Source organism: Micromonospora sp. PLK6-60 (genome assembly GCF_019890675.1).
Classification (GTDB): Bacteria; Actinomycetota; Actinomycetes; order Mycobacteriales; family Micromonosporaceae; genus Micromonospora.
On sequence record NZ_JAIOAA010000001.1, the window covers coordinates 636,979 to 660,155 of the forward strand.

The following is a 23,177-nucleotide window of genomic DNA, read 5'->3' on the forward strand; positions in this document are numbered from 1 at the left end:
CGGGCCTGTTCTCGACCGGCCAGGTCCCTAACGAGACACTCCCGGGTGGAGCTGCGCACGGCTCAGCGGCCGGCCCGCCCGGGCCAGCCGCTGAGTGCCGGACTTGCGCACCGGAGCTACCGCCCGTTGGCGGGCTCCGCGTCGGCGTCCGCCGGACGCTCCGCCGGTGCCGCGTCCTGGACCGGCGCAGTGTCCGCCGAGGCCGAAGCCGGCGCCGCGTCGTCCTCGGCGGCTGCGGCGGCACCCCGGGACTTGCCCAGCAGCACGGCGGAGAGCACGCCGGTCGCCAGGGCGAAGCAGGCGCCCACGGTGAGGGCCAGGCCCACCCCGTCGGTGAGCGCCGCGGCGGCGTCGCCGCCCCGGTCGGTCGCCCGTGCGCTGGCCGCCGCCGCGAGCGTGCCGACCACGGCCAGCCCCAGCGCGCCACCGATCTGCTGGGTGACGTTGACCAGCCCCGAGGCCAGGCCGGCGCTGTGCAGCGGCGCCTCCGCGGTGGCGGCGATCATCAGCGCGATGACGGCGAAGGTGGCGCCCGCCGCGGCGATGGTCAGCGGCGCGAGCACGTCGGTGAGGTAGGCGCCGTTCACGTCGACCTGGGCCAGCCAGAGCATGCCGGCACCGGAGACGAGACCGCCGACGGCGGCCGGGATGCGGTAGCCGATCCGGCTGACCACCTTGGAGACCTGGGTGCCGAGCAGCGCGAAGCACAGCGCCGCCGGCATCTGGCCCAACCCGGCCTGCATCGGCGAGAAGTCCAGTACGTGTTGCAGGTAGAGGGTGAGGAAGAAGAACATCGGCACCATGGCGCCCTGCATGAGCAGGGTGAGTGCGTTGCCGTTGCGCAGCGAGGCGATCCGGAAGATGCCGAGCGAGATCAGCGGTTCGCTGCTGCGCGTCTCGATCACCACGAAGGCGACGAGCAGCGCCGCGGCCACGGCGAACTGGCCGAGCGTCGCCGCGGAGGTCCAGCCGCTGCGTTCCGCGTTGATCAGGGCGTACACGGCCAGGGTGATGCCGCCGGTGAGGGTGACGGCGCCGGCGAGGTCGAAGGACCCGTGCCCGCCGTCTCGCGCCTCGGGGAGCAGCCGCGGCGCGAACAGCACGACCGCCAGGACGATCGGGACGTTTACCCAGAACACCGCCTGCCACCCGAACGCCTGGGTGAGCACGCCACCGACGATGTAGCCGGCGGCGGCGCCGGCGGCGGCCACCGAGCCCCAGACACCCAGCGCCTTGTTGCGCTCCTCCGGTTTGGTGAACAGGGTCATCACCAGGGCGAGCGCCGCCGGGGAGACCGCGGCGGCGCCGATTCCCTGCACCGCCCGGGCGATGATCAGCCACAGTGGCGCGGTGGCGAGCGCGCCGATCAGCGACCCCAGCGCGAACAGGATCAGGCCGCCGATGAACATGCGGCGGCGGCCGACGATGTCGCCCATGCGGCCACCGAGCAGCAGCAGGCCACCGAAGGCGAGGATGTACGCGTTCGCCACCCAGGGCAGCTGGTCGAGGGTGAACCCGAGGTCCGTCTCCATCGACGGAATGGCGACGATGACGATCGCGGTGTCCAGGATGAGGACGAACTGTGTGGTGGCCAGCAGTGCCAGTGCCAGCCAGCGCCGGTTCGAGTCGAGTGGTGTCACCGTGCCTCCGAGGGTGCTGAGTCGGGCTCGAATTCGTCTGCGTTTATCCCGGGACGCTACCGAGAGACCGATCCGCTTTTGTCTTCCTGATTGCGGAGCACGGTGGCGCAATCGACAAGATGCCTCGGTGCCGGATCGTTGCGAACATATCGCCGTGACCACCTGTCGATGACAGCTCCAGGAGACCGCGTGATGTCGCGACCCAGGACCTTTCCCGAGGCGTTCCAGCGGACCGTTGCGGCGCACCCGGACGACGTCGCGCTGCGCACCCCGGACGACAGCGTCCGGCTCACCTGGCGGCAGTACGGCGACGAGGTGCGCCGGATCGCGGGCGGGCTGGCCGCACTCGGGCTGCGGCGGGGCGACACGTTCGCGGCGATGCTGACCAACCGCCCCGAGTTCAACCTGACCGAGGTCGCGGCCTCCCACCTCGGCGCGGCCACCTACTCCATCTATCCCACCAGCTCCCCCGAGCAGATCCACTACCTGCTCACCCACGCCGACTGCCGGATCGTGGTCTGCGAACGGCAGTTCGTCGACCGGATCACGGCTGCCGGGGCGCCGCTGGCGCACCTGCTGGTCGTCGAGGACGGCGACCTGGCGCGCCTCGCGCCGGCGCCGGGCTTCGACTTCGAGGCCGCGTGGCGGGCGGTGGAACCCGACGACCTGCTGTGCCTGATCTACACCTCGGGCACCACCGGGCCGCCCAAGGGGGTCGAGCACACCCATCGCGGCTGGCTGCGGCTGATCGACTCGGTCGCCACCGTCTGGCCGATGGAGGCCGGTGACACGGCGATCTCCTACCTTCCGTCCAGCCACTCCGGGGACCGCTTCTACCGGCACTACTATCCCATCGTCCGGGGTGGGCAGGTCACCTGCCTGGCCGACCCCGCCCAGCTGGCGGACGTGATCGCCGCGCTGCACCCGACCACCTTCGCGGCCGTGCCTCGCACCTGGGAGAAGCTCAAGGCCGCCGTCGAGCGGCAGGTACGGGCCGACGAACGGACGGCGGCGGCGTTCGACGCCGGCGACCCGGCGGTCCTGGAGTCGATCCGCGCCCGGCTCGGGTTCGACCGCCTGAAGTGGGCGCTCACCGGCACCGCGGCGATCCCCCGGCACGTCTACGCGTTCTGGCAGCGGCTCGGGCTGCCGCTCGTCGTGGGTTGGGGCATGACGGAGTGCGGCCTCGGCACGGCCGCGTCGCCCGCCGAGTCCGAGATCGGCACCATCGGCAGGGTCGCCCCCGGCGCCGAGGCGCGCATCGCCGCCGACGGCGAGCTGCTGGTCCGCATGCCGTGGCTGATGCGGGGCTACCGCAAGGACCCGGCGGGGACCGCGGCGGCGGTCGACCCGGACGGGTGGCTGCGCACCGGCGACCTCGCCACGGTCGACGCCGACGGCACCTTCACCATCATCGGCCGGAAGAAGGAGCTGATCGTCAACTCCGGCGGGAAGAACATGTCGCCGAGCAACATCGAACACGCCATCACCGCCGGCTCGCCGCTGATCGGGCCGGTGCTGGCCTTCGGCGACGACCGGCCGTACAACGTGGCGCTGGTGACCCTCGACCGGGACGCGGCCGCGGCGTACGCCGCTCGGGCCGGCGTCGAGACCGACCCGGCCGCCCTGGCCCGGGACGAAGGGGTGCTGGCCGAGATCGAGGCCAGCGTGGCCGCGGGCAACCGGCGGCTGTCCCGGATCGAACAGATCAAGAAGCTCACCGTGCTGCCGACCTTCTGGGACCCGGGCGGTGACGAGCTGACCTCGACGATGAAGCTCAAGCGCCAGCCCATCGCGGCGAAGTACGCCGCCGAGATCGACGCCCTGTACGCGGACCGCGCACCCGAGCGGGCCACCGCCGCCATTCGAGTGATTCGGAGCCAGCCGTGACGACCACCAGCCCCGTCGCGCCCCCCACCGGCGCCGACGTACCGCCCGGCCTGCTGCGCGACCGCACTCCCGAACAGACCTGGGAACTCATCCGGCCCCGGATGCGTGACCACGGGATCACCCGGGTCGCCGAGCTCACCGGCCTGGACACCATCGGCATGCCGGTCTACATGGCGGTGCGACCGCTCGCCACCACCGTGGGAGTGAGCCAGGGCAAGGGCGCCACCGACCTGCTCGCCCGGATCTCGGCGGTGATGGAGGCCATCGAGCTGGGCATCTGCGAGCGGTACTTCACCACTCCCGACGCCTTCGTCGCGACCGCCGCCGAGCTCGACCTGCCGTACACGACGACGGAGGTGACCCCCACCGAGCGCGCCGTCATCTCCGACCTCTTCCCGCTGCGCTGGGTCCCGGCGACCGCGCTCGGCGACGGGACGCGGACCTTCGTCCCGCTCCGCTCGGTGGCCATGGACGGGGTCTGCGACGGCACCTGGCGCCCGCCCACCCAGTTCTGCTCCTCCAACGGCCTGGCCAGCGGAAACACCCTGCCCGAGGCCACCATCCACGCGCTGCTCGAAGTGATCGAGCGGTTCTCGACGGCGGGCATGGCGCACACCCCCATCCGGCAGCGGAAGGTGGTCGAGCTGGGCACCCTGCCGGACTGCTGGAGCCGGGATCTCATCGAGCGGCTGCTCGCCGCCGGCTTCTGGGTGGAGGTGGTGGACTGCTCGACCGTGCCGGGCGCGCCGGCCTTCGCCGTCTTCCTCTGGCGGTCGGACATGCCGAGCCTGTACGCGGGGGCGGGCAGCCACCTGCTGCCCGAGGTCGCCCTGCAACGGGCCCTGACCGAGGCGATCCAGAGCCGGATGTCGGTGATCAGCGGCACCCGGGAGGACATCGGCAGCGTCTCCTACCGGGGCGTCCGGTACGCCGCCCCGCCGCCGGTCGTCGAGCCGAACCACACCTGGGCCGACGTCGGCGCCCCGCTGCTGGACGTCGGCCTGCCCAGCGAACAGCTCGTCGCCCTGCTGACCCGGCAGGTGAGCGCCCTGACCGGGCGGGCGGTGCTGCGGGTGGACCTGACCCCACCGGGCGAGCCGTTCCATGTCTGCAAGGTGGTCGCGCCCGGCCTGCCCGAGGGGCACCACGAGGCCAACGAGGAGCTGCCGCGACGCCCCGATCCCACCGAGACGGAGCAGTCATGACCATCCACGTCTTCGCCGGACCCTCGCTGTCCCGCTCACCGATGCTCGCCCTCGACGGGGTGTGTGCGCACCCGCCGATCGCCCACGGCGACCTCTACCGCCTCCGCCTCACCGGCGCGGACGCCGTGCTCATCGTCGACGGCGTCTACCAGCACACCGCGCCGATCCGGCACAAGGAGATCCTTGAGCTGTACGCGGCCGGGGTGCCCGTCTACGGCACGGCGAGCCTCGGCGCCCTGCGCGCCTGCGAGCTGCACGGGCACGGCATGGTCGGGCTGGGCACCGTCTACGGCTGGTACCAGGACGGCCGGGTCGTCTCCGACGCCGACGTGGCGCTCACCCACGGCGACGCCGACATCGACTTCCGGGCGTTCACCCACGCGCTGGTGAGCGTGCTCAGCGTCACCGACCGGCTGGTCGCGGCCGGCCGGCTCGACGCGACCGCCGCCGCCGACGTCGTCGACCTCGCCCGCGACGTGCACTTCAGCACCCGCACCAACGCGGCCCTGCTCGCCGCGGCCGACGAACGCGGGTTGGCCGCGCCGGTGCGGCTCGTCGTCGACGAACTGCGCGGCGACCGGCTCGGCGACATCAAGCGGATCGACGCCGAGGCGGCCGTGCGTGACCTGCTCGCCGGCGCCGCGCCGGCACCACCGGCCGGCGAGGTGGCGGTCCCGCTCACCTCCTACCGCCGGGAGTGGCGGTTGCAGCACACCCCGGCCACCGCGGACCCCGCCGGGCCGACCGAGCGCCAGGTGCTGGCGTACGCGCAGCTGTTCCTGCCCGACTTCCCGGACCGGCACACCGCGCACGTGTTCGACAACCTCCGGCCCGAGTATCCGGAGATCGGCTTCGCCGACCTCCCGCCGGCCTGGCTGGACGGCCTCTCCCCCGACGAGCTGGTCCGCCGCCGGATCCTGGCCCCCGGTGAGCGGGACACCCTCGACGAGAAGGAGCGCGCCGTCCGGGTGCTGGTGCGCACGTTCCGGCGCCGCTCGGGCCGGCTCGTCTACGAGGAGCTCCCGCCCGAACTGGCCGCCGACCTGCCGGAGCTGATCCGGCAGAGCACCCGGCTGCTGGGGCTGACCGAGCGGGCCATGTGGGTGAACCCGAAGTTCCACCCCGGCGACGTGCCCACCCAGCAGATCGACGACGTCTTCGCCGCGCTGTGGCGCACCGACCACCTGCCCACCGCCGTGCTCGACCGGGGGTTCCGCTCGCTCGGCGAGTTCCGGGAGCAGGCGCGACCGTACTTCATGGCCGCCCGGGCCGTCGTGGCGCTGAACGCGCCGCGGCCGGCTGACGCGGCCCGATGAGCCCGCGCGGTCTCACCCAGGTGGAGGCGGCCCGGCGGGCCGCCCTGCTGTCGGTGCGGCACTACGACATCGCCGTCGACCTCACCGCCCTGCCCGGCGACGGTCCGCTGCGCTGCGTGTCCACCATGACGTTCCGCTGCGCGGAGCCGGGCGCGGCCAGCTTCGTGGACTGCGCCGCCGTGGTGGTGGCCGCCACCCTGAACGGCGAGCCGCTGCCGCCGGCCGCGCACGGGCGGATCCCGCTGCCCCGGCTCGCCGCGGACAACGAGCTGCGGGTCGAGACGGTCCAGTCGCGGACCACCGACGGCGCCGGGGTGCACCGGGCCGTCGATCCGGTCGACGGCGAGGTCTACGTGTGGACCAGCTTCGAACCGGACGCGGCGCACCAGGTGTGGGCCTGCTTCGACCAGCCCGACCTCAAGGCGACGCACGCGTTCACCGTCACCGCGCCGGTCGCCTGGACGGTCACCAGCAACAGCGGTGGCCCCCGGGTGGAGCCGCTCGGCGACGCGCGGCGCTGGACCTTCCCGGCCACGCCCCGGCTGTCGCCGTACAACACGGTGGTGAACGCCGGGCCGCTGCACCAGATCCGCCGCGCGGCCGGCGGTTACGACCTCGGCATCTTCGCCCGCCGCTCGCTGGCCGGGGTGCTGGAGCGCGACGCCGACGAGATCTTCACGGTGACCGCGCAGGGCCTGGCCCACTTCGGTGCGGCCTTCGGCATGCCGTTCCCGCAGGCCAGTTACGACCAGGTGTTCATGCCCGAGTTCGGCGGCGCGATGGAGAACTACGGCTGCGTCACCTGGTCGGACGCGTGGCTGCGCCGCTCCCCACCGACCCCGGCCGAGCGCGAGCGGCTGGCCACCGTGCTGCTGCACGAGATGGCGCACATGTGGTTCGGCAACATCGTGACCATGCGCTGGTGGGACGACCTCTGGCTGAACGAGGCGTTCGCCGAGTTCGCCTGCTACTGGGCGGCGACCGCGGCCACCCGCTACACCGAGGCCTGGGCCGGCCTGCTGGCCGGGGACAAGCTGCGCGCGTACCTCGCCGACCAGAGCCCCGTCTCGCACCCGATCCGGCAGCCGGTGCCCGACGTCGCCGAGGCGGCGGCCATCTTCGACGCCATCACCTACCCCAAGGGCGCCGCGGTGCTGCGGCAGCTCGTCACCTATGTCGGGGAGGAGAACTTCGTCGCCGGGATGCGGCGCTACTTCGCCCGGCACGCCTGGGGCAACACCACGCTGCAGGACCTGATCGACGCGCTGGCCGAGACGTCCGGACGGGACCTGGACGGGTGGCGGGCCGGCTGGCTCGACACGGCCGGCACCGACCGGCTGACCCTGGAGTCCGGCGACCAGGGCCTGGTGCTCGCCGGGCGCGGTCCGCACGGCCCGCCGCGCCCGCAGGTGCTCGCCGTCGGCGCGTACGCCCGGACGGCCGGTGGGCTGACCCGCACCGGGCTGGCCGAGGTGGACGTGCGGGGCCCGTACACCCCGGTCGACCTGCCGGCCGGCGCCGACCTGTACCTGGTCAACGACGAGGACCTGACCTTCGCGGTCACCCGCCCGGCCGGCGGCGTCGAGGAGCTGGTCGCCTCGGCCGCCGCCCTGCCCACCGCGGTGTCGCGCGGTGTCGTGGTGGCCACCGTCTGGGACATGCTGACCACCGGGGAGGCCACGGCGGACGACGCGGTGCGCTGCCTGACGTCGGTGCTCGCCGTCGAGACGTCGGACGCGGTGATCGAGCCCTACCTGCGGCTGGCCGGCAACGCCGCCGAGCTGTGGGCCGGTGACGACCGGCGCGACCGGCTGCTGGCGGCGGTCGCCGCGACCTGCGCCCGGCTGGCCGAGGACCCCGGCCGCCGGGTGGTGGCGCTGCGCGCCCTGGCCCGCGCCGCGGGCGACCTGGCCGCGGTCGACCGGCTGCGCGACGTCGCCGGCGACGACGTCGACCTGCACTGGCGGGCCCTGCAACGGCGGGCCGAGCTGGGCGGCGACACCGCGACCGAGGTGCGGGACCTGCTCGCCCGCGACCCCGACCCGGACGCCCGGTTCCGGGCCCTCGCGGTGCGCGCGGCGGCCCCCGACCCGGAGGACAAGGCGGCCGTCTGGCGGACGCTGGCGGTCGACCGGGCGGTGCCGGTCGGCTCGCTCACCGCGGTCACCACGGCGTTCTGGCGCCCCGGCCAGGACGCGCTGCTGGCCGGGCACGCCGAGGCGTACCTGCGGCTGCTGCCCGAGTTGGGCCGGGCCGGGATGATCCCGGCGATGGCCTACTCCCAGCGGTTGTTCCCGGTCTTCGCCGGGGGCGCCGACTTCCCGGCGCGGGCCGAGACGGCCGCCGCCGGGGCCGCCCCGGTGGTGCGCCGGTCGGTGCGGGAACGCGCCGACGAACTGCGCCGGATGCTGCGCTCGCGGCAATCCACGAGATGCGCCGACACCGCCGCTTGAGAACCATGGTGCTGCGAGCACGGTAGGCCCGAAGGGGGGCGACGTGAAGCGTGACCTCACTGATCTCGCGTTGTTCGGTGGACGCCCGGCACTGTTGCATCCGCTGCACACCAACCAGCCCAACACCGTCGACCGGACCCGGTTGTTCGACCGGCTGACCTGGGCGTTGGACAACCAGTGGCTGTCCAACGGCGGGCCGCTGGTCCGGGAGTTCGAGGACCGGGTCGCCGAGCTGGCCGGCGTGCGCAACTGCGTCGCCACCTGCAACGCCACCACGGCCCTGCAACTGCTGATGCGCGCCGCGGACCTGTCGGGCGAGGTGATCGTGCCGTCGTTGACCTTCGCGGCGACCGCGCACGCCGCCCGCTGGCTCGGCCTGGAACCGGTGTTCTGCGACATCGATCCGGTCACCGGGTGCCTGGACCCCGAGCGGGTCGCCGAGGCGATCACCCCACGGACGTCCGCCGTCGTCGGCGTGCACCTGTGGGGGCGGCCGTGTGCGGTGAACCAGTTGGGCAAGGTGGCCGCGAACCATGGCATCCCGGCCTTCTACGACGCCGCGCACGCCATCGGCTGCACGTCCGACGGCCGGCCGGTCGGCGGCTTCGGCGTCGCCGAGGTGTTCAGCTTCCACGCCACGAAGGTGGTCAACGCCTTCGAGGGCGGGGCGATCGTCACCGACGACGACGAGTTCGCCGACCGGGTACGCGCGCTGCACAACTTCGGCAAGGGGCTCGCCTCGGTCAGCGAGGCGGGCGGCACGAACGGCAAGATGAGCGAGGCGTCGGCCGCCATGGGCCTGACCTCCCTCGACACCTTCGACGACACGGTCCGGCACAACCGGGCCAACTACGACACCTACCGGGCCGAGCTGGCCGACCTCGACGGCATCACCTTCTTCGCGCACGACCCGGAGGAGCGGCACAACTTCCAGTACGTGATCGTGGAGGTCGACGAGGAGACCACCGGGCTGAGCCGGGACCTGCTGCTCGACGTCCTGCACGCCGAGCAGGTCATGGCGCTGCGCCCGATCGGCTCCCCCGCGTGCCACCAGCTCGAGCCGTACCGGTCCGGACGGCCGGTGAGCCTGCCGCACACCGAGCGGCTGGTCGCGCGCGTCATCTCCCTGCCCAGCGGCACCACGGTGAACCGGGAGCAGATCCGCCGGGTCTGCGCGATCATCCGGTTCGCGGTGGCCCACGGCACCGCCGTGACCGCCCGCCGCCGACAGGGCTAGCCGTACCCGACGAAAGGCCGGCAATGACCGAGGTAGCGCAGGGCCGGACGGCGACGTACCCGGACCCGCCGACGGCGGGCGCGGCGGACCCCTCCGCCGCCCACCTGGCCCGGCTGGTCCACCGGTACGGCCGCAGTCCCTTCACACCACTGGAGACCGTCCGCCACGAGCTGGGGGTCGACCGGGACACCTTCGCCCGGCTGCTGGCCACCGTGCGGCGGCGGCCGGACCTGCGGGCGGCGGTGACCGCCGGCCCGTCCGGCAAGTACTGGGCGAAGACGATCCTGCCGTTGGAGCGCGACGGCGTCCTCGACGCCGTGCTGGACCGGAAGGTCGTCTATCCGCACATCATCGCGCTGTATCCGGGCCCCACGTGCATGTTCCGCTGCCACTTCTGCGTCCGGGTGACCGGCGCCCGCTACCAGCAGTCGGCGCTCGCGGACGGCAACGCCATGTTCGCGTCGGTGATCGACGAGGTGCCGCCGGACAACCCGTTCGCCATGTACATCTCCGGCGGGCTGGAACCGCTCACCAATCCGGGCCTGGGTGAACTGGTCAGCCGCGCCGCCGGGCGCGGGTTCAAGCTCGTCCTCTATTCCAACTCCTTCGCCCTCACCGAGCAGACCCTGTCCCGCCAGCCGGGCCTGTGGGACCTGCACGGCCTGCGCACCTCGCTCTACGGGCTCACCGACGCCGAGTACGAGGAGACCACCGGCAAGCGGGCCGCCTTCGGCCGGGTGAAGACCAACCTGCTGCGCTTCCAGCGGCTGCGCGCCGAACGGGACCGTCCGGTGCGGCTCGGGTTCAGCTATCTGGTGCTACCCGGTCGGGCCGGGCGGCTGCGGCACCTGGTCGACTTCATCGCCGAGCTCAACGACGCGGCGCCGCACCAGCCGGTCGACTTCCTGGACCTGCGGGAGGACTACAGCGGCCGCCCGGACGGCAAGCTGTCCGCGGCGGAACGCGCCGAGCTCCAGGACGCGCTGGGCGACTTCGCCGAGCGGGTGGCCGAGCGGGCGCCCACGCTGCGGGTCGACTACGGATACGCGTTGCAGAGCCTGAAGGACGGCGCCGAGTCCGAGCTGATCCGGGTCGACCCGGCCGGCATGCGACCGACGGCCCACATCCAGGCCGGCGTGCAGATCGACGTGCTCGGCGACGTCTACCTCTATCGCGAGGCGGGATTCCCCGGCCTGCCCGGCGCCCAGCGCTACATCGCCGGCCGGGTCGGCCCCGACAAGAGCCTGCTGGAGGTGGTCGGTGAGTACGTGCGCGGCGGCGCCGGCGTCGCCGCGGTCCCCGGCGACGAATACTTCATGGACGGCTTCGACCAGGTGCTGACCGCCCGGTTGCGCCAGCTCGAGGCCGACATCGCGGCGGGCTGGGGAGACTTCCGGGGCTTCCTGCGCTGACCCGGCCGGCGGCGGGCACGGTGGCCGCCGCCGGCCCGTCCGGGCGAGGCGACCGCGGTCAACCTTCCCGGACGCGACGGGGTGGCTACAGCGGGCCGCGACCGGCCCGCAGCAGCAGCAGCGCCAGCTGCACGCCCTCGCTGCCGATGCCCTCGCGGAAGCGCCGGAGCACCTGCTGCTCCCGGCTCAGCACGAGCCGGGTACCGCCGGCGGCGAGCCGGGCGGCGCCGATGCGCCCGGACAGCCGGGCCCGCTCCCGCCACAACGACATCATCGCCTGGTCGATCTCGTCGATCCGCTGCCGCATGCCGCCGATGTCGCCGTCTCCGGTCGCGTCGGCCGTGGCGCGCGGCACCTTCGTCTGGGTCATGTCAATCATCGGGTGCCCCTTCGCGAAAACCGCCCGAAGGAAGGCCGCACAAGCCCCCGCAGAAGGCAGTTGTGGCTTAGTCAGAGAAACGCACGTCGCCAGATTCGTCCCACCGGACGGGTACCGGCATCTTCCGTAGTGCGGCGCTTTCCCACGCAATTCTTCAGCCGTGCTGCCCTTGTCTCCGACGCCGTTTTCTCGGCAATGAAAGGCCGATACTGGCAATTCCAGGGGAAGGGAGCTCCCATGATCGCCGGTCGGGTCGCGGCCTCCGCGGTACAACGTCAGGTCCGTCATGTCGTCCCCGTTCCGACGGCGACCGCCACCGGACTGGTCGGCCGGGCGTACGCCCAGGTCGCCGAGGAGATGCGGCTGGTCATCCCACCGGCGATGATGCACTCGCCGTCGCCGCGCTCGCTCGCCGCCTACTGGATGCTGGTCCGCGAGTCGCTGCTGGTCAGCGGGGCCGCCGACCGGGCCAGCAAGGAGGCCGCGGCGGCGGCGGTCTCGGTCGCGACGATCTGCCAGTACTGCGTGGACATGCACTCGGTGAGCATGTACGAGCTCACCGGCGAGCACGACGCCGAGCGGCTGGCCGCCGACCGGGTCGACGACATGCGCTCCCCCGGCATCCGGGAGATCAGCGCCTGGGCCCGTACCGCGCACGAGGCGCCGAACGGCCGGCCCGTCCCCGCCTGGCTCACCCCGGCGCAGCGGGCCGAACTGGTGGGCACCGTGGTGAGCATGCACTACCTGACCCGGGCGGTGAACGTCTTCCTCGCCAACTTCCTGCTGCCGCCGGGCGTCACCGGTCGGGCCCGGCGCCGGATGAAGCAGGGCATCGGCCGGCTGCTGCGCGCGACGCTGCACGCCCGCCGGGAGCCGGGCCTCTCCCTCGACATGCTGCCGGCCGCCCCGCTGCCCGCCGACGCCGGCTGGGCCGCGGCCAACCCGGGGATCGCCGGCGCGATGGCCCGGGCGCACGCCACGTTCGACGCGGCCGGCCGGCAGTGGCTCTCCCCGGCGGTCCGCGCCGTCGTCGGCGACCACCTGGACCGCTGGCGCGGCGAGGAGACCGGCCTCTCCACCGCGTGGTGCGACGACGCGCTGGCCGACCTCGACCCCCGGGACGTGGCGACCGGCCGGATAGCACTGCTCACCGCCGTGGCGTCCCACCAGGTCGGCGACGACGCCATCGCCGAGTTCCGCCGGCACCTGCCCGCCGACGAGGCACTCGTCGAGGTGGTCGGCTGGGCCGCCTTCGAGGCCGCCCGGCGGATCGGCGCCCGGCAACGGGTCGGCGCGGACGGCGCACGACAGGAGACGCGTACGTGAGGTGTCTCGGCACACGATGGGAGTGGCCCTCGGGAATGTCAGGAGCGTCGATATGTCCACACTGCTCGGATCCCTGCGCCGACTCGCGCTGAGCCCGTCGCTGACCGACGTGAGCTTCGCCGCCCGCGGGTTCCCGGTCACCCCGACCGACGCCACCCGGGCGCTGGAGGCCATCCCCCAGGCGGTGGTCTGCGGCTTCGAGTGGGGCATCGACTTCCGCCGGCAGGCGGACCTCACCCGGCGACTGGACATGGTGGACGCCGAGCTGCGCGGTTTCGCCTACGAGGGCGCGACGATGGCGCTGACCGTGCGCGACGCGATGGCCGCCGGGCGCGGGCAACGGACCCGCCGGCTGCTCACCGGCCCCGGCCGGCCACACACCTTCCTCACCTACATCGGCATCGGCTTCGCCATGGCCCGGCTGCCCCGACCGCTGTGGCGCGGCGTGCTGCCCGACCTGACCGGCGAGCCGTACTACCCGACGATGAGCTGGCTGGCCGTCGACGGGTACGGCTTCGACCGGGCGTACTTCGACACCGACGTTGTGGTGAACCGGCAGCGCCGGCTCGACCCGTACCCCTGGCGGGGCCGCGCCGACTACTTCCCGCGCGCCGTCGACCAGGGCGTGGGCCGCGCCCTGTGGTTCATCCACGGCGGCGTCCCGGACGCGGTCGGGGCCGCGGTCCGCCGCTTCGCCACCGACCGGCACGCCGACCTGTGGAGCGGGGTGGGCCTGGCGGCCACCTTCGCCGGCGGCTGCGACGAGACCGGGCTCAAGGCGCTGCGCGAGGACTCCGGCACGCACTGGCCGCACCTGGCCCAGGGCGCCGTGTTCGCGGCCAAGGCGCGGGACTTCTCCGGCTTCGTCGCCGAGCACACCCGCAGCGCGCTGCACGTCCTCGCCGAGCTGACGGTGCCCGCCGCGTCCGCGCTGGCCGACGACGTCAGCCTGAGCACGACCAGCTCCGACGAACCCGACTACGAGTCCTGGCGGCGACAGGTCCGCGCACACCTCGACCGGAAATGAGAACCGACCCGACCACTGGTGGGAGGCCCGCATGCAGAAGTGGCACGCGCTGCGACGACGAATCCTGACCCCCGACGTCGCCGAGACGAGCGTCGCCGTGCGGGGATTCCACGTGAAGTCCCCGGCGGCGGTGGAGCGGCTGGAGACCGTCGGCCGGTCCTTCCTCGCCGGCTACGCGGCCGCCGCGGCCACCGGCCGGCCGGCCGACGTCGAGGCCGAACTGGCCGGCCTCTCCGACACCTACCGCGGTTTCGCGTTCGAGGGCGCCGGCATGGCGATGGGCGTGCTGGACGGCCTGCCGGTCGGGCACGGCCACCACGTGCGGGACTTCCTGGCCGGCCCGGGCGACCCGCACATCTACATGGTGTACGTCGGGGTCGGCTGGGCGATGGCCCGGCTGCCCCGGTTCCGCTGGTCGAAGCTGTACGCGCCGGATCCGCTGCTGCGCTGGCTGGTGCTCGACGGGTACGGCTTCCACCAGGCGTACTTCCACACCCGCCGGTACGTCCACGAGCACTTCCGCGAGAAGCGCTTCCCCTGGCCCGCCGGCGGCCCGCCCGGGCACGCCGGCCGGGTGATCGACCAGGGCATCGGCCGGGCCACCTGGTTCGTCGGCGGCGCCGACCCGGAACGGGTGGCCGCGCTGCTGGACGGCTTCCCGCCGCAGCGGCGACCCGACCTCTACAGCGGCGCGGGGCTGGCCGCCACCTACGCCGGCGGGGTGACCCGCGAGGAGCTGGCACGGTTCGCCGAGCTGGCCGGGCCGTACCGGGGCGAGGTCGCCCAGGGCGCCGCGTTCGCCGCGGCGGCCCGGCTGCGGGCGAACCTGGTCGTCCCGCACAACGAGCTGGCCACCCAGGTGCTCTGCGGCACCGACGTCGCCACCGCCGCGGCGGTCACCGACCGGGCCCGCGAGGGCCTCACCGACACCGACGTTCCCGCTTACGCCACCTGGCGCGAGCGCATCACCGCGGCCCTGGCCGCGCACATCAGCTGACCGCCATCGGCACGAAGTCGCTCGCTCCCGGGGGAGTCGGACACCGACGTCGTAGGGCAGCTCGCCATGGAAGGAGACACCGATCCGCATGACCAGAATCGCCCTGGTGGGTATGGCGTGCCGCTACCCGGACGCCACCAACCCGAAGGAACTGTTCGACAACGCGATCGCGGGTCGGCGGGCGTTCCGGCGCCTCCCGGACGTACGGATGCGACTGGCCGACTACTGGGATCCCGACCCGAGTACGCCGGACCGCTTCTACGCCCGCGAGGCCGCGGTCATCGACTCGTACGAGTTCGATCGGGTCGCGTACCGGGTGGCGGGCAGCACCTACCGGTCGACGGACCTGACCCACTGGCTGGCGCTGGACATCGCCGCCGGCGCGCTGGCCGACGCCGGCTTCCCGATGGCCGAGGGGCTGCCCCGGGACCGCACCGGCGTGATCGTCGGCAACACGTTGACCGGCGAGTTCTCCCGCGCCAACCAGCTCCGCCTGCGCTGGCCGTACGTGCAGCGGACGATCAGCGCGGTGCTGCGCGAACGCGGCTTCGGCGACGACGAGCTCGGCGCCCTGCTCGACGACCTCGAGCAGGCGTACAAGAGCCCGTTCCCGTCGATCGACGAGGACACCCTCGCCGGTGGCCTGTCCAACACCATCGCCGGGCGGATCTGCAACCACTTCGACCTCAAGGGCGGTGGCTACACCGTCGACGGCGCCTGCTCGTCCTCCCTGCTGTCGGTGGCCACCGCCTGCAAGGCCCTGTCCGCCGGGGAGCTCGACGTCGCGGTGGCCGGTGGGGTGGACCTGTCGATCGACCCGTTCGAGATCATCGGGTTCGCCAAGACGGGCGCGCTGGCCACCGGCGAGATGCGCGTCTACGACCGCGGCTCCAACGGCTTCTGGCCGGGCGAGGGCTGCGGGATGGTGGTGCTGATGCGCGAGGACGACGCCCGTCGCGGCGGGCACCGCATCTACGCCTCGGTGGCCGGGTGGGGCATCTCGTCCGACGGCAAGGGTGGCATCACCCGGCCGGAGACCCGCGGCTACCACCTCGCCCTCGACCGGGCGTACGCGCACGCGGGGTTCGGCATCGACACCGTCTCGCTGTTCGAGGGCCACGGCACCGGCACCAAGGTCGGTGACGCCAACGAGTTGACGGCGTTGAACGAGCACCGGCTGGCCGCCGACCCGGCGGCCGCCCCGGCGGCGATCAGCTCGATCAAGGCGATGATCGGCCACACCAAGGCGGCGGCCGGCATCGCCGGCCTGATCAAGGCGTCGATGGCGCTGCGCAACGAGGTCCTCCCGCCGGCCGTCGGCTGCGTCGACCCGCACGAGATCTTCAGCGCCGAGCAGACCGCGCTGCGGGTCCTGCGCAAGGCGGAGCCGTGGCCGGACGGGCAGCCGCTGCGGGCCGGCGTGACCGCGATGGGCTTCGGCGGCATCAACACCCACCTCGTGCTCGACAACGGGGAGCCGGACCGCCGGGTGCGCTACGGCGCCCGGATCAACGCCATCGCGGCCGGCTCGCAGGACGCCGAGCTGCTGGTGTTCGACGCGCTGACCCCGCAGGAGCTGCGGCAACGCGTCGACCGGACGGCCCGGTTCGTGCCGGGCGTCAGTTACGCCCAGCTCAGCGACCTCGCCGCGACGTTGCACGGCGAGCTGCGCGACCTGGCCTGGCGGGCCGCGGTGGTGGTCCGCTCGCCGAGCGAGGCCGGCGAACGCCTGGCCGCGGTCATCGCCGCGATCGACGCCGGCGAGACCTGGCTGCACGCCGACGAGGGCCGGACGTCCTTCGGGCAGGTCCGCGAGGGCCGCGTCGGCTTCCTGTTCCCGGGCCAGGGATCCGGCCGGGGGGTCAGCGGCGGAGCCCTGCGCCGCCGCTTCGCCGAGGCCGACGAGGTCTACCGGCGGGCCGCCCTGCCGGCCGGCGGCGACACCGTGGCCACCGAGGTCGCCCAGCCGCGCATCGTCACCGGCTCGATCGCCGGGCAACGGGTGCTCAGCACGCTCGGCATCGAGGCGCAGGTCGCGGTCGGGCACAGCCTGGGCGAGCTGTCCGCGCTGCACTGGGCCGACGCGCTGGACGCCGAGGCGCTGCTGCGGCTGGCCGAGCGGCGGGGCCGCGCGATGGCCGAGCACAGCTCGTCGGGCACCATGGCGAGCCTCGCCACCGGCGTGGCGGAGGCGGAGCGGCTGATCGCCGGGTTGCCGCTGGTCGTCGCCGGCCACAACGGCCCGGCGCAGACCGTCGTCGCCGGCAGCGCGGAGGCGATCGAGGAGGCCTGCCGGCGCGCCGAGGAGGCGTCCGTCGGCGCCGCCCGGCTGGCCGTGTCCCACGCCTTCCACTCGCCGCTGGTCGCCGACGCCGCCGCCGCGTTCGGCGAGGTGCTCCGCGAGGAGCGGTTCCACCCGGTGCGCGGGAAGGTCGTCTCGACCGTCACCGGCCAGCCGCTCGACCCGGAGACCGACCTGGCCGGGCTGCTGGAGCGGCAGATCACCGACCCGGTGCTGTTCGCCGACGCCGTCGCGCTGGCCGCCAAGGACGTCGACCTGTTCGTCGAGGTCGGCCCCGGCCGGGTGCTGAGCGGGCTGGCCCGGGCCGTGGCCGACGTGCCCGCGGTCGCGCTGGACACCGACGACGAATCCTCCGTCGGTCTGCTCCGGGTGCTCGCCACCGCGTTCGTGGTCGGCGCCACCACCATCGAGCCCCAGCTCTTCCACGGCCGCCTGCTGCGCCCCCTCGCGGTGGGCGCCACCTTCGGCTTCTTCGAGAGCCCGTGCGAACAGGCGCCCGAGGTGCCGGCGCACCGGCCGGGCGCCCCGAACGGCGCGGAGCCGGCGCCGTCCGGCCCGGCGGAGCAGCCGCGGACCGTCGACGGTGGCGAGGCGGTGCCCGAGCTGCTGCGCCGGATCGCCGCCGAACGGGCCGAGTTGCCGGTCGACCTGGTCACCATGGACAGCCGCCTGCTCGACGACCTGCACCTGAGCTCGATCACCGTGGGCCAGGTGGTCAACACGGTCGCCCAGCGGATCGGCATCGAGCCGAGCGTGACCCCGACCAACTTCGCCACCGCGACCCTGGGCGAGCTGGCCGAGACCCTCGAAGGGCTGCGCGGCTCGGCGGCGGGGGACGCCACGACCACCACGACGGCGGCGGCGCCGGTGGTGACCGGCGCGGCCGACTGGGTCCGGGCCTGGCGGATCGACCTCGACGAGCGCGCCGCGCCGGAGGCCGCCGGGTCCGAGGACCGCGGCGCCTGGAAGGTGTACGCGCCCAGCGGGGAGGGCTTCGCCGGGGCGCTGCGCACAGCGCTCGAAGGGGCCGGGGTCGGCACCGGCATCCTCGTCGTGCTGCCGGCCGACTGCGGCGAGGCCGACCTGGGCATGGCGCTGACCGGCGCCCGGACCGCGGCCACCGAGGCGGACGGCCGGTTCGTGCTCGTCCAGCACGGCCGCGGCGCCGCCGGCCTGGCCAAGACCCTGCGCCTGGAGGCGCCCGGGGTGCGCACCACCGTGGTGCACACCGCCCCGGAGCCCGGCGCGGTGAACCGGATCGTCGCGGACGTCGCGGCCACCACCGGATTCTCCGAGGTCTGGTACGCCGACGACGGCACCCGGCGGGTGCCGGTGCTGCGGCCACTGCCGATCCGGGCCGGACGGACCGAGGCGGTGCTGGGCTCCGACGACGTCCTGCTGGTCACCGGCGGCGGCAAGGGCATCACCGCCGAGTGCGCGCTCGCCGTCGCCACGGACAGCGGCGCCCGGCTGGCCCTGCTCGGCCGCTCCGACCCGGCGGCCGACGCCGAGCTGACCGCCAACCTGTCCCGGTTCGCCGAGCACGACGTCACCGTCGCCTACGAGCGGGCCGACGTCACCGACCCCGACCAGGTCAAGGCGGCGGTCGAGAAGCTCACCGAACGGCTGGGCGGCCCGGTCACCGCCGTGCTGCACGGCTCCGGACGCAACGAGCCCGCCGCCCTCACCGCGGTACACGCCGACACGCTGCGGGACACGCTCGCGCCCAAGGTCGACGGCCTGCGGCACGTGCTGGCCGCCGTCGACACCGACCGGCTGCGCCTGCTGGTGGCGCTGGGCAGCATCATCGGCCGGGCCGGCCTGCGCGGCGAGGCGCACTACTCGGTCGCCAACGAGTGGCTGGAGGACCTGGTCACCCGCTTCGGCGCCGAGCACCCCGAGTGCCGCACCCTGGTCCTCGAATGGTCCGTCTGGTCCGGCGTCGGCATGGGCGAGCGGCTGTCGGTGGTCGAGGGGCTGAACCGCCAGGGCATCACCCCGATCACACCGGACCAGGGCCTGACAATGCTGCGGCGGCTGCTGGCCGACCCCGAGACGCCGTCCACGGTGGTCATCAGCGGGCGTACCGGCGAGATCGACACCGTCGAGCGCGACGGCGGGCCGTTGCCGCTGCTGCGCTTCGTGGACCGGCCGCTGGTCCGCTACCACGACGTCGAACTGGTCGTCGAGACCGACCTGAACGCCGGCACCGATCCGTACCTCAGCGACCACCTGCTCGACGGCAACCTGCTCTTCCCCGCCGTGCTGGGCATGGAGGCGATGACGCAGGTCACCGCCGCGCTGACCGGGTGGACCGCACCGCCGACGATCACCGACGCGGTGTTCGACCGGCCGATCGTCGTGCCGCCGGACGGGTCCGTCACCATCCGCGTCGCCGCGGTTCGCACCGACGACGACGCGGTGGACGTGGTCATCCGCAGCGCCGAGACCGGCTTCACGGCCGACCACTTCCGCGCCCGGCTGCGCCAGACCGGGGACGGCGCGTCCGACGGGCCGCCCGAGCAGGTCGCCGAGGACCTGCCGCCGGTGCCGCTGGACCCGGCCGCCGAGCTCTACGGCGACCTGCTGTTCCAGGGCGACCGGTTCCAGCGGCTACGCGGCTACCGGCGGGCCGCGGCCCGCGACGTGGACGCCGTGGTCGAGGCACTCCCCCGCACCGGCTGGTTCGCCGGTTTCCTCCCCGGTGAGCTGCTGCTCGGCGATCCCGGCGTACGGGACGCGCTGATGCACGGCAACCAGGTCTGCGTGCCGGACGCCACCCTGCTGCCGGTCCGCATCGACCGGATCGAGCCGGCCGGCGACCGGCTGTCGCAGGAGGGCGAACTGCGCTACTGCGCGACCGAGCGCAGCCGCGACGGCGACACCTACGTCTACGACATCGCGCTGCGCGACGCCACCGGCGCGGTCGTCGAGCGCTGGTCCGGCCTGCACCTGCGCGCGGTGCGCAAGCGGGACGGCCAGGGACCGTGGCCGCCGGCGCTGCTCGGCTCCTACCTGGAGCGCGGGCTCGGCGAGGTGGCGGGGATCCGCGCGGCGGTGGTGGTGGAGCCGGACGAGCCGGGCGACGAGACCGGCGACGAGGTCAGCACGCGCCGCCGGCGTACCAGCCGGGCCGCCGGCCGGGCGCTCGGCCAGCCGGTCGAGATGCGGCACCGCGCCGACGGGCGACCCGAGATCGCCGGCCGGTCGATCAGCGCGGCCCACGGCGCCGGGCTCACCCTCGCGGTGGTCGCCAGCGGCGCGCTCGGCTGCGACCTCGAACCGGTCGCGCCCCGGGCCGCGCAGGAGTGGCAGCAGCTGCTCGGCCGGCACCAGCCGCTGGCCGACCAGATCGCCTCGGCGCACGCCGAGCCGCCCGACCTCGCCGGCACCCGGGTCTGGGCGGCCACCGAGTGCCTGCGCAAGGCCGGATTCTCGGCCGACGCGCCGCTCACGCTCGGCTCGGCCGACCGGCCCGGCTGGGTTGTCCTGACCTCCGGCGAGACCCGCATCGGCGTGCTGGCCACGACCGTACGCGGCTCCGACGCGCCGGTGGTGTTCGCAGTACTCGCGGAATGAGTGGGTGACATGAACGACTACTTCGAGTACCGACACGTCGTGGGCTTCGAGGAGACCAACCTCGTCGGCAACGTCTACTACGTCAACTACCTGCGCTGGCAGGGCCGGGCCCGGGAGTTGTTCCTCAAGGAGCGGGCCCCCGAGGTGCTGGTCGACATGCGCGACGACCTCAAGCTCTTCACGCTCAAGGTGGACTGCGAGTTCTACGCCGAGATCACCGCCTTCGACGAGGTCTCCATCCGGATGCGGCTGCTCGAGCTGGGCCAGACCCAGCTCCAGTTCGGCTTCGACTACGTACGGCTGGACGCCGGCGGCGGTGAGACGCTGGTGGCGCGGGGGATGCAGCGGGTGGCGTGCATGCGCGGCCCGAACACCCGGACCGTGCCGGCGCGGGTACCGGACCCGCTCGTGCGGGCGCTCGAGCCGTACACCCTCGTGCCGGTGCGGGCGCGGTCATGACCAGCGTGCGGGCCGACCTCGCGGTGACCGACGTGCAGGACACCACCCTGCTGCGGCGGACGTTCGGCGCCTTCTGCACCGGCGTCACCGTCCTCACCGTCGGCGGGGAGCAGCCGCGGGGCATGACGGCGAACAGCTTCACCGCGGTGTCGCTGGACCCGCCCCTCGTGCTGGTCTGCGTCGCGCGTGACGCCGTCATGCACGACGCGCTGCTGCGGGCCGGCGCGTTCGGCGTCTCGGTGCTGAGCGCCGGCCAGGAGCGGGTGGCCCGGCACTTCGCCGGCCGGCGGCCCCTCGGCGCCGAGCAGTTCGCCCTCGTCGACACCGAGACCGGCGAGCACTCCGGCGCTCCGCTGATCGCCGGCGCGGCGGCACAGCTGGAGTGCGCGCTGTGGAAGACCTACGACGGGGGCGACCACACCATCTTCGTCGGCCGGCTGCTGGCCATCTCCGGCACCGCCGACGACGACGTGCTGATCTTCCTGCGCGGCTGCTTCGGGAGGGCATGATGGCCATCACCACCACGAGGTCCACCGCCCGCACCCCACCGGGCCCCTCCCGCGCCGCCGCCGTCAGCATGCTGATGCTGATGAACCGGGACCGGCTGGCCATGATGACCGGCGCGGCGCGGCGCTACGGTGACGCGTCCCGCCTGCCGGTGGGACACAAGACGCTCTACTTCTTCAACCACCCCGGCCACGCCAAGCACGTGCTGGCCGACAACGCGGCGAACTACCGCAAGGGGATCGGTCTCGTGCACGCCCGCCGTGCGCTCGGCGACGGCCTGCTGACCAGCGAGGGCGAGCTGTGGCGGGAACAGCGCAAGATCATCCAACCGGCGTTCCAAAGCCGGCGGGTCGCCCAGCAGGCCGACGCGATCGCGGCCGAGGGCGCCCGGCTGGTGGACCGGCTGCACGGCCGGGTCGGCGCCGGGCCGGTGAACCTGGTCGACGAGCTCACCTCGCTGACGCTGGGCGTGCTCGGGCGTACGCTGCTCGACGCCGACCTGCACGCGTTCGCCGGCATCGGCAGCGACTTCAGCGCCGTGCAGGACCAGGCGATGTTCGAGCTGGCCACACTCAGCATGGTGCCGATGTGGATTCCGCTGCCGCACCAGGTGCGGTTCCGGCGGGCCCGGCGGCGGCTGGGGCGGGTGGTGGACCGGCTGGTGGCCGAGTCACGCGGCCGGGCCGACGGCACCGACGACCTGCTGTCGCGGCTGGTGGAGTCGACCGGCCGCGAGGCCGATCCGCGGGTCGGGCAGGCCCGGCTGCGCGACGAGCTGGTCACCCTGCTGCTGGCCGGGCACGAGACGACGGCCAGCACGTTGAGCTGGACCCTGCACCTGCTCGACCGGCACCCGGCGGTGTGGGAACGGGTGCACGCCGAGGCGGTCGAGACGCTCGGCGACCGGCTGCCCGGCTATGCGGACCTGTCCCGGCTCACCTACACCAACGCGGTGATCCAGGAGGCCATGCGCCTGTACCCGCCGGTGTGGCTGCTGCCCCGGCTGGCGGTGCACTCCGACGTGGTCGGCGGCTACCGGGTGCCGGCCGGGGCGGACGTGCTGATCTCGCCGTACACGCTGCACCGCGACCGGCGGTTCTGGGACCGGCCGGACCAGTTCGAGCCGGACCGGTTCGCCCCCGGCGCGAGCACCGACCGGCCGCGCTACGCCTACATCCCGTTCGGCGCCGGCCCCCGGTTCTGCGTCGGCAACAACCTGGGCATGCTGGAGGCCGTGCTCGTGCTGGCCATGCTCTGCCGTGACCTCCGCCTGACCGGCGTGCCCGGCCGGCCGGTCGTCGCCGAGCCGATGCTCTCCCTGCGCATCCGCGGCGGCCTGCCGGTGACCGTGCACCGCGCCTGAAACGCCCGCCGGGTCGGCGGATCCGCGACCGAGAGCGCATGGCACGAGAAGCAAACCGGGCACCGGCGGCCGACGATGAGAGAGA

At 73.9% G+C, this 23,177-nt stretch carries 15 protein-coding genes; 13 read left to right on the forward strand and 2 right to left on the reverse strand.

Going from position 1 to position 23,177, the window contains the following annotated elements:
• Positions 1–116 precede the first annotated feature (116 nt).
• Positions 117–1,640 (reverse strand): MFS transporter, encoded by a 1,524-nt coding sequence (locus K7640_RS02665; protein ID WP_222953026.1) that lies wholly within the window; start codon positions 1,638–1,640, stop codon positions 117–119.
• A gap of 192 nt (positions 1,641–1,832) precedes the next feature.
• On the opposite strand from K7640_RS02665, the gene K7640_RS02670 reads away from it, so the two are divergent.
• From K7640_RS02670 to desII, 6 genes are read left to right on the forward strand one after another with little or no spacing between them, the layout of a single operon-like run.
• Entirely contained in the window at positions 1,833–3,530 is a 1,698-nt protein-coding gene (locus tag K7640_RS02670) for a long-chain fatty acid--CoA ligase (RefSeq protein WP_222953027.1), read from the forward strand.
• Positions 3,527–4,735, forward strand: a complete 1,209-nt coding sequence (locus tag K7640_RS02675) for a YcaO-like family protein (protein ID WP_222953028.1) — start codon at positions 3,527–3,529, stop codon at positions 4,733–4,735. The genes K7640_RS02670 and K7640_RS02675 overlap by 4 nt, the downstream gene beginning before the upstream one ends.
• On the forward strand, positions 4,732–6,051 hold the full coding sequence (locus tag K7640_RS02680; protein ID WP_222953029.1) for a TfuA-like protein: 1,320 nt from the start codon (positions 4,732–4,734) through the stop codon (positions 6,049–6,051). The genes K7640_RS02675 and K7640_RS02680 overlap by 4 nt, the downstream gene beginning before the upstream one ends.
• The gene (gene pepN, locus K7640_RS02685) at positions 6,048–8,504 is read left to right on the forward strand and encodes an aminopeptidase N (RefSeq protein WP_222953030.1); all 2,457 of its coding nucleotides are present in this window, start codon (positions 6,048–6,050) and stop codon (positions 8,502–8,504) included. Before K7640_RS02680 ends, pepN begins: the two co-directional genes overlap by 4 nt.
• A 43-nt stretch (positions 8,505–8,547) precedes the next feature.
• Positions 8,548–9,741 (forward strand): dTDP-4-dehydro-6-deoxyglucose aminotransferase, encoded by a 1,194-nt coding sequence (locus K7640_RS02690; RefSeq protein WP_222953031.1) that lies wholly within the window; start codon positions 8,548–8,550, stop codon positions 9,739–9,741.
• 23 nt (positions 9,742–9,764) lie between these two features.
• A complete protein-coding gene (gene desII, locus K7640_RS02695; protein ID WP_222953032.1) occupies positions 9,765–11,153 on the forward strand; it encodes a dTDP-4-amino-4,6-dideoxy-D-glucose ammonia-lyase in 1,389 nt (462 codons plus the stop codon).
• Between the two features lie 85 nt (positions 11,154–11,238).
• On the opposite strand, the gene K7640_RS02700 is transcribed toward desII, so the two are convergent.
• A complete protein-coding gene (locus tag K7640_RS02700) occupies positions 11,239–11,532 on the reverse strand; it encodes a chorismate mutase (RefSeq protein WP_222953033.1) in 294 nt (97 codons plus the stop codon).
• A gap of 237 nt (positions 11,533–11,769) precedes the next feature.
• Between K7640_RS02700 and K7640_RS02705 the strand changes: the two genes are divergently transcribed.
• From K7640_RS02705 to K7640_RS02735, 7 genes are all read left to right on the forward strand, one after another.
• Positions 11,770–12,858, forward strand: a complete 1,089-nt coding sequence (locus K7640_RS02705) for a carboxymuconolactone decarboxylase family protein (RefSeq protein ID WP_222953034.1) — start codon at positions 11,770–11,772, stop codon at positions 12,856–12,858.
• A gap of 52 nt (positions 12,859–12,910) precedes the next feature.
• Positions 12,911–13,885, forward strand: coding sequence for a DUF1702 family protein (locus K7640_RS02710; protein ID WP_222953035.1), 975 nt, complete (start codon positions 12,911–12,913; stop codon positions 13,883–13,885).
• Between the two features lie 31 nt (positions 13,886–13,916).
• The gene (locus tag K7640_RS02715; protein ID WP_222953036.1) at positions 13,917–14,882 is read left to right on the forward strand and encodes a DUF1702 family protein; all 966 of its coding nucleotides are present in this window, start codon (positions 13,917–13,919) and stop codon (positions 14,880–14,882) included.
• 88 nt (positions 14,883–14,970) lie between these two features.
• On the forward strand, positions 14,971–20,763 hold the full coding sequence (locus K7640_RS02720; RefSeq protein WP_222953037.1) for a type I polyketide synthase: 5,793 nt from the start codon (positions 14,971–14,973) through the stop codon (positions 20,761–20,763).
• Positions 20,764–20,772: 9 nt separating this feature from the next.
• Positions 20,773–21,222 carry a thioesterase family protein gene (locus tag K7640_RS02725; protein ID WP_222953038.1) on the forward strand — a complete coding sequence of 150 codons (450 nt, stop codon included), beginning with the start codon at positions 20,773–20,775 and terminating at the stop codon, positions 21,220–21,222.
• Complete coding sequence (locus tag K7640_RS02730; protein WP_222953039.1) at positions 21,219–21,731, forward strand: flavin reductase family protein; 513 nt, start codon at positions 21,219–21,221, stop codon at positions 21,729–21,731. The genes K7640_RS02725 and K7640_RS02730 overlap by 4 nt, the downstream gene beginning before the upstream one ends.
• On the forward strand, positions 21,731–23,092 hold the full coding sequence (locus K7640_RS02735; RefSeq protein WP_222953040.1) for a cytochrome P450: 1,362 nt from the start codon (positions 21,731–21,733) through the stop codon (positions 23,090–23,092). The genes K7640_RS02730 and K7640_RS02735 overlap by 1 nt, the downstream gene beginning before the upstream one ends.
• The last annotated feature ends 85 nt before the right edge of the window (positions 23,093–23,177 follow it).